Origin of the sequence: Sphingomonas sp. (genome assembly GCF_051962185.1) — a bacterium.
GTDB lineage: Bacteria > Pseudomonadota > Alphaproteobacteria > Sphingomonadales > Sphingomonadaceae > Sphingomonas.
This window is the reverse complement of the sequence record NZ_JBQCCN010000322.1, coordinates 1-6,465: the sequence shown is the minus strand read 5'-3', so window position 1 is coordinate 6,465 and position 6,465 is coordinate 1. Positions and strand designations below refer to the sequence as shown.

General features: G+C 68.8%; 6 protein-coding genes and 1 riboswitch. All 6 genes read right to left on the bottom strand.

Annotated features, from left to right (window positions below; translation table 11 throughout):
* Positions 1-807: aldehyde dehydrogenase family protein (locus ACTHJR_RS19800; protein ID WP_440525145.1), on the bottom strand; the 807-nt coding region annotated here is incomplete at its 3' end.
* 77 nt (positions 808-884) lie between these two features.
* Positions 885-1,643, bottom strand: coding sequence for an ABC transporter ATP-binding protein (locus tag ACTHJR_RS19795; protein WP_440525144.1), 759 nt, complete (start codon positions 1,641-1,643; stop codon positions 885-887).
* Positions 1,634-2,605 (bottom strand): FecCD family ABC transporter permease, encoded by a 972-nt coding sequence (locus tag ACTHJR_RS19790; protein ID WP_440525143.1) that lies wholly within the window; start codon positions 2,603-2,605, stop codon positions 1,634-1,636. The genes ACTHJR_RS19795 and ACTHJR_RS19790 overlap by 10 nt, the downstream gene beginning before the upstream one ends.
* Before the next feature lie 10 nt (positions 2,606-2,615).
* A complete protein-coding gene (locus ACTHJR_RS19785; RefSeq protein WP_440525142.1) occupies positions 2,616-3,428 on the bottom strand; it encodes an ABC transporter substrate-binding protein in 813 nt (270 codons plus the stop codon).
* Complete coding sequence (locus ACTHJR_RS19780; protein ID WP_440525141.1) at positions 3,425-5,398, bottom strand: TonB-dependent receptor plug domain-containing protein; 1,974 nt, start codon at positions 5,396-5,398, stop codon at positions 3,425-3,427. Before ACTHJR_RS19780 ends, ACTHJR_RS19785 begins: the two co-directional genes overlap by 4 nt.
* A gap of 126 nt (positions 5,399-5,524) precedes the next feature.
* A riboswitch (cobalamin riboswitch) is annotated at positions 5,525-5,715 on the bottom strand.
* A 127-nt stretch (positions 5,716-5,842) separates the two neighbouring features.
* The coding region (locus ACTHJR_RS19775) for a methylated-DNA--[protein]-cysteine S-methyltransferase (protein ID WP_440525140.1) at positions 5,843-6,465 on the bottom strand (623 nt) is incomplete at its 5' end.

Here is a 6,465-nt window from a genome sequence, read left to right as displayed (position 1 = left end):
GACGACCTGGTCGAGATCGGCGTCGGGCATGACGATGCCGTGGTTCTTGGCCCCGCCCATCGCCTGGACGCGCTTGCCCGCCGCGACGCCGCGCGAATAGACGTACTGGGCGATGTCGGACGAGCCGACGAAGCTGACCGCACCGATCGCCGGGTGATCGAGGATCGCGTCGACCATTTCCTTGTCGCCATGGACGACCTGGAAAATGCCCTCTGGCAGACCGGCCTCGACCATCAACTCAGCGAGGCGCACCGGCACCGAGGGATCGCGCTCGGATGGCTTGAGAATGAAGGCATTGCCGCAAGCGACGGCGACCGCGCCCATCCACAGGGGGATCATCGCCGGGAAGTTGAAGGGGGTGATGCCCGCGCCGATGCCGATCGGCTGACGCATCGAATAGACGTCGATGCCGGGCCCGGCGCCGGGCGTGTATTCGCCCTTCAGCGCATGCGGGATGCCGGCGGCGAACTCGACCACGTCGAGCCCGCGCTGCACGTCGCCGCGCGCGTCGGCGACCACCTTGCCGTGCTCGGACGCGAGCAGTTCGGCGAGCTCGTCGAGATGGGCCTCGACCAGCGCCTTGAACGCGAACATGACGCGGGCGCGGCGCTGCGGATTGGTCGCGGCCCAGCTCGGCTGCGCCTTCTGCGCGGCGGCGACGGCAGCATCGAGATCGGCCTGCGCGCCGAGATTGACCTTCGCCTGCACCTGGCCGGTATTGGGATTGAACACGTCGCTGGTACGGGCGGCGCCACCGCCGGCCGAGCGTTCATGCTGCCCCGCGATGAGATGGTCGATGATGCGCATATGCTCTCCTCCCGGGCCGGGAGGAGCCCGAGTCGTCGTTGTAATAAAATTGCTTATGGCACTCGGGCGTGCCGCTGTCAGCCGTCGATCCGCTCGACAGGTATGCAGATCGGATGGCCCGGAACGGTCACCAGCCGCACCCCGAACAAGGCGCCGAGCCGCTCGGGCGTGAGTACTTCGGCCGCGGGTCCCGTGGCGACGATATGCCCGTCGGCGACCAGCACGGCGGCATCCGCGACGCGCGCCGCCTGGGCGAGATCGTGGAGTACGACGACCACCCCGACACCCCGCGCCGCCTGACCGCGCAGGCGGTCGAGCAGGTCGAGCTGATGCGCCGGGTCGAGGCTGGCGAGCGGCTCGTCGGCGAGCAGCCATCGCGGTTCGCCCGCCAGCACCCGCGCCAGCAACACGCGCGCGCGCTCACCGCCCGAGAGCTCGCCGATACGACGCTCGGCGAATTGCTCGGTATCGGTCGCCGCCATCGCCGCCAGCACCGCCGCCAAGTCCTCGGCCGGGCCGGTGCGAAACGGCAGGCGCCCGAGCGCGACGACATCGCGCGCCGGCATGTTCCACGCGACCTCGGCGGATTGCGGCAGATAGCCGATCATCCGCGCGCGCTCGTCGCGGCGCAGCGTCGCGATCGCGCGGCCGTCGATCGCGACTTCTCCCGCGACCGGCGCGATCAGGCCGGCGGCGGCGCGCAACAGACTGGTCTTGCCGGCACCATTGGGGCCCAGGATCACGGTGATGCTGCCCGGCGCGAAGGCCGCGCTGGCATTGGCCAGCACCCGGCGCTTGCCGAGATCGAGCGTCACGCGGTCGAGCGTCAGCGCCATTGCCTGGCTCCTTCGCGGAACAGCAACCCGAGGAAGAAGGGCGCCCCGATCAGCGCCCTGGCGACGCCCAGCCTCACTTCGCCCGCGCCCGGTGCCAGGCGGCACAGGCTGTCGGCGGCGAGCGTCAGCGCCGCGCCGCCCAGCGCGCTCGGCACCAGCAGCGCCGACGGCTTGGCCCCGAACACCGGCCGCAACAGATGGGGGACGACGAGTCCGACGAACCCGACCACGCCGGTGACCGCGACGCCGGCGCCGACCGCCAGCCCGGTACCGATCACCACCAGCCAGCGCAGCCGGCCGAGATTGGTACCAAGCGACCGCGCGGCGTCCTCGCCGAGCGCGAGCGCATCGAGCCCCGGCCCGGTGAACGCCATCATCAGCATGCCGGCGGCGATGAACGGCGCCGCCATCAGCACGTCGTCGGGCCCGCGATCGGTCAGCGCGCCCATCAGCCAGTCGATCGCTTCGGCGATGGCATAGGGATTGGGCGCGATCGAGATCAGGAACGCGGTCAGCGCGCCGGCCAGGCTGGCGAGCACCGTCCCCGCGAGCACGAACACCACCGGCGTCTCCGCCCGCGCGGTCAGCATCGCGAGCAAGGCCATCGCGCCCCCCGCCCCGGCCATGGCCCAGCCGAACTGGCCCAACCCGCCGGCGCCGAGGCCGAGCACGATCGAGGCGACCGCGCCGAGCGCGGCGCAGGACGACACGCCGATCACCGTCGGGTCGGCGAGCGGGTTGCGCAAATAGCCCTGCAACACCGCTCCCGACAGACCGAGCGCCGCGCCGAGCAGCGCGCCGAGCAATGCCCGCGGCATGCGCAATTCGGCGATGATCGCCCAGCGCGGATCATGGCCGAACCAGGCATCGAGCGGGATCCATTGCTTGCCCGCCATCAGCGACAGCGCGAACAAGGTCGCGGTCAGCAAGGCGAGCAAGCCGAGGCGCAGCGGGCGGCTCATGACAGGACGATCATGACAGGGCCCGCGCGCGGATCGCGGCGAGCGTGCGCAGCGCCGGCACGATCGTCGGCCCGCCGCAATTGAGCAATTGGCGCGGGAAGCGCTCCTCGATCACCTGATAGCCCGCCATGCCCAGCACACGCCGGCGCAGCGACGCGGTGCGCCCGTCGGGATTGGGATCGAGCAGGATGCGCGGCGGATGCGCGACCAGGCTTTCGATCGGTACGTTGCCCGAGAAAGCCAGGCCGAAATCCTTGCTGGCATCGCCCAACCCGGCGCGCCCGATCAACTCGGTCAGCAGGCTGGGGCCGCCATTGGCGAAATTGTCGGAGATGTAGAGCAAGGCCGAGGGGCGCCGACCATCGCGGGGCGCCGCATCGCCCACCGCACGATCGATCCGCGCGATCAACCGCTCGCCCGCCGCCGGCGCTCCGACTGCCGCGGCGACACTGCGGATCTGGTCGCGGCTGGCGGCGATCGTCGTCGGCGAGTCGAGCGTCAGCACCTTGAGCCCGGCGCGGCGATAGGCCGCAAGCGTGGTCTTGGGCGTGAAGCTCGATGCGATCACGAGGTCCGGCTTGAGCGCGATGACTTCCTCCGCCGTCCCCGCGGTCGCACGATAGCGGCGCGCGAGATCGAGCGGAACCGAAGTCGAGCCCGGCTCCTGCGAATAATGGCTGATCGCCGTAACACGATCCGGCGCCAGCGCCAGCAGCAACTGGTCGGAACAGGGATTGGTCGAGACGATCCCGCCGGTACGGGCGGGTTGCGCGTTCGCGCACCCCGCCAGCGCCAGAGCGACCAAGGCGATCAAAGGCCTCAATCGAACTTCAGACGAATGCCGCCATAGACCGCCCGGCCGGGCACGCCATATTCGGCGGCGAGTTCATAGCGTTCGTCGAACAGATTATCGACGCGGCCATAGACCGAGAAACGCTTGCCGATCGGCATCTCGGCGCGCAGTCCGAGCAACGCGTAGTTCTTCAGCTGCACGATAGAGCCATAGCTGTCGAAATCGGTCGTGGCGCCGACATTCTGCACCGTCGCCCCCACGCTGAGACCAATTGGCGTACGCCAGTCGATCGAGGCGCTGAACGACTGACGGGGGCGACGCAGCAACGGCTGGTCGAAGGTCGCGGCGCCGGGTGTCCGGTCCTTGGCGTCGATGAAGCTGTAGCTGGCATTGAGCGTCAGCCGGTCGGTCGGCCGCACGTCCAGCGCGAATTCCACGCCCTGGGCGCGGGTGCGGTCCATGTTGAAATAATAGCCGCCAAAGAGCTGCTGATAACAACGCGACGTGGCATCGGCGATCTCGCCCGCCGTGCACGAATGGAAGTCGATCTGGCTCGTCGTGACGCGATGGAACCAGGTCAAGCTGGCGACGATGCTGTTGCCGAGCAGCTTCTGCTCGATACCGACATCAAAGCTCTCGGCAGTTTCAGGCTTGAGGTCCAAATTGCCGTAGAAAGGCGCATTGAGCTGGTAGAGCGTCGGCGCCTTGAACCCCTCGGCATAGCTCGCGCGCAACGTGGTGTTGGTCGGTAGCGTATACGCCGCATTCGCATCCCACACCCAATGGTGGCCGAACTTAGAATCGTCGACATAGCGCACCCCGCCGGTGGCGGTGAGCCGGTCGACGGGCGTGACGATCACCTCGCCATAGAGGCCGGTCGTGTTGCGCGTCGCGCGCAACGGCGTGCTGTCGGCATAGCGCGTTTCCTCATATTCCGCGCCGCCGACCAGGCGCACGGCGTTGGTCACGCGGAAATCGCCCTGATATTCGTAGCGCTGGCTGCGGCCGCGAAAGAGCGACGAAGGCGAGGTGTTCGGCGCGGCGAAATTGTCGCGGTTGATATCGGCCAGGGTGAACGCGACGCGATTGTGGAACCGTCCCCCGAGGAAATCGGCGCTCAACCCGGCATAGCCGTAGAATTCCTTGGTCGCCGAATATTGGGGCGTGTCCCCGAGGACGTAGAGGGGGGCCGGGTACCCATCGATGTCGACGCGGCTGTCGGCATAATAGCCCCGCAGATCGAGCTTCACGTTGCTGGCCAGCGCGACTTCCAGCCGACCCGTCGCGCCATATTGCCGATAGCCGTCGGGTTCCTTGCCGGCCGCCGCCGCGGAGAATCCGTCGGTCCTGAGATAGCCGGCGTTGAACGCGCCCGACACGATGCCGCTCGATCCCGAAATCCCGCCATTGGCGAACCAGCTGTCGTAGCGGCCATATTCGACATTGGCGCGCGCCTGGAGCCCCTGTTCGGGCTGCATCGTGACGACATTGACGACGCCGCCGATCGCCTGGCTGCCCCATGGCACCGAATTCGCCCCGCGCAGCACCTCGACGCGGTCGATCGACCCGGTGAGCAAATTGGCGAAATCGAACGCGCCGCCCGGCGACGTCGGATCGTTGACGCGCACGCCGTCGATCAGGGTCAAGGTCTGTTCGCCCTCGGCGCCGCGAATGCGAACGGCGGTTACTCCGCCGAGCCCGCCGTTGCGCGACACCGTCACGCCCGGCGTGGTGGCGAGCAGGTCGGCCAGCGCGACGGTCTGACGCTGCTCGATCGTCTGGCGGTCGATCACGGTGATCGCCTGGCCGATCGTCTCGACGGCCTGCGGCACGCCGGTCGCGGTGACGACGATGTCGTCACGCTTGGTGTCGGCCCAAACGATGTCCTGCGACGGATCGGCCTTTGCTTCGGACGATTGCGGCGCGTCTTGTGCCCAGGACGGCGTGGCGATGACGATCGCGGCAAGCGCCGACGATGCCAGGATGGAAAGCTTCAACATTTGGACATGCCCCTTCGATGGGGCCGGACTCCGGGGCGCCTCAACGCGACACCCGGACCCTCGGCCCGGTTCATGTCGCTCACGCGAGGGATGTCCCTCGTTCGCCCGGCACACCCCGTCCGCGCGAAGGATCGACCGTGGCGGGCAGGTCTCCTGGCTTCCGGGTCATCGCGTCCGCCCCGCCTTCCCGGCTTTCCGCCAGTGGCTCTGTTGGGGCGACCGCTCTCCGGTCACAGTTGCGGGGGCAGCGCCGGCATCTCGACCGGACTTCCCTTTTGCTCCCCCCTTGCGGGGGAACCCGTCACGGCGCGGCGTCTATGCCGCAGCGCGGCAAAGCGCAAGTCATGCCTTCCGGGCGATCATATGGCTTCGCACTGGTGAAGCAGCCCGCATTTCAATCCTCTCCCGCCAGGGGGAGGATTGATCGGCAGCGCGCCTCTCCGGTCAGAAATCGAACGCGGTCTGGGCGGCGGGCGGGGGTTCGGTCAGCACGCCCTCGATCTCGAGCATCCGCACCTTGGCGAGTGCGCCGCCGGGGGCGGAGAAGCCATGGACCTTGCTGCCGGCGGCAAGCACGCGGTGGCAGGGTACGATCAGCGGGATCGGGTTCCTGGCCATCGCCTGGCCCACCGCGCGCGCCGCGGCCGGATCGGCGCCGAGCTCGCGCGCCACCGCGCCATAGGTCATCGTCTCGCCACGCCCGATCGCCCGGACGCGGTGATAGACCTTGGCGAAGAACGGCTCCTGCTCGCCGAGATCGATCGCCACCGCGTCGAAATCGACCTTCTCGCCCGCGAAATAGCGGATCGCGTCGGCGATCACGCGCGCGATGGCGGGTGGCGGGTCGCCGGGCACCGCATCGGGCAATCGCCGGAGCAGCGACCATTCGGCATCGCGCGCTTTGTCGCCGGGCAGGCGAAACGCCGTCACCGCATCCCCGCTCCAGGCGATCGCGGCGAAGCCGTGCGCGGTCTCGAAAACGCGGTAGCGGTGGAGCGTCGCCATGATGCCAAGATCGCGCAGCGCTCCCGCTATTTCAACCGCTCGCGTCAGTCGGCGGCGACCGG

What these genes read in the sequence shown, in the direction of transcription:
- ACTHJR_RS19795 (WP_440525144.1), bottom strand. Translation starts at nt 1,643, where the DNA reads ATGGCGCTGACGCTCGACCGCGTGACGCTCGATCTCGGCAAGCGCCGG.
- ACTHJR_RS19790 (WP_440525143.1), bottom strand. Translation starts at nt 2,605, where the DNA reads ATGAGCCGCCCGCTGCGCCTCGGCTTGCTCGCCTTGCTGACCGCGACC.
- ACTHJR_RS19780 (WP_440525141.1), bottom strand. Translation starts at nt 5,398, where the DNA reads ATGTTGAAGCTTTCCATCCTGGCATCGTCGGCGCTTGCCGCGATCGTC.